The organism is Microcystis sp. (assembly GCF_048564745.1).
GTDB lineage: Bacteria > Cyanobacteriota > Cyanobacteriia > Cyanobacteriales > Microcystaceae > Microcystis > Microcystis ichthyoblabe_A.
In genome coordinates, this window is sequence record NZ_JBLZRT010000009.1 from 1 (window position 1) to 1,017 (window position 1,017).

A 1,017-nucleotide genomic window follows, 5' to 3' on the forward strand; every position below is an offset into this window, starting at 1 on the left:
AATTTCAACGCGAGATTTGTTTTTGCTTTGATGTCGTGAAAATCGACAAATCTAATTCGTTATCTTAAGTATCCCTGGCGATAATGAAATTTGGTTTGTGGTGTTTGCCATGAAGGGAGTTATATGTATGTATAAGTTCAATCTGGTTGGGGCGGTATATAACGGGCGTAGTTGTCCTAAGCTGATCTGCATAGATGAGGCGGGCACGGATTTGAATTTATTCCATTTCGGATATTCCTCGCATAAATGATCGATGTCAATATGTCGCCTCATTCAGTAACTAAATATATCTACTGTTTGATTGGTTTTTTGCGTTATCTGTTAGCTGGGCTTGAGCTCGCTGGCGTTGTATCGGCATCTGTGGTTAATCAACTATGCAATTGCTATTAATCCTATCTGGTTCACGGGGTCAAGTCGGCTGATGGCTAAATTAAGGATATAAGCATTGAGTGCCCCCGTCGTAGCATCTCGCCAAGGATGGCTAGAAACAATCACGTTGTTGTAACCGAATTTTTATGTTTGAGTAATGTATTTCTTGCGGATCTACGTAATGGCTCAGCCCTGGAGCTTGGGAGGGTTTTTTCAATTGCTATGTTTACGGCGTTGCAGAAGTTTTCAACTCGTATATTATTAATTGGTCGGATAAGTTTGTGGGGGTACTGGTAGGAAGAATGTCGATAGAGCCCGGAGGATTTATCGTGACGTTCCGAGAAATAATCCGCAAGGTCAAATAATTGTTGAGTCAAATCTCTTCCTCTTGTAACTTATTTCGATTCTGATTGAGCGCGCAACATGCTATAGAGCTGCGGCAATCTGGGGCCTTTTGGCGGCTTCAGGTTTGCGGATATCCGAGGTGATCCAGTTGCTTTGGGAGGATATAGAGTTCGCTGAGGGGAGGGTGTATGCAGTAAACCGCTAAGGAGCGGGAGATATTAAGTCTGCTTATGTCGGGTTGGGCGAGATCGAAGTAAACAAGTTGAGCTGGAAAGGACGGCGGACACGGTATGCAGAACCTAT

Annotated in this window: 1 protein-coding gene; it reads left to right on the forward strand. The window is 43.7% G+C overall.

Features of this window, described 5'->3' with window-relative positions:
• Positions 1–778 precede the first annotated feature (778 nt).
• Positions 779–919, forward strand: coding sequence for a tyrosine-type recombinase/integrase (locus ACOCD9_RS01270; protein WP_419546186.1), 141 nt, complete (start codon positions 779–781; stop codon positions 917–919).
• Positions 920–1,017: the final 98 nt, after the last annotated feature.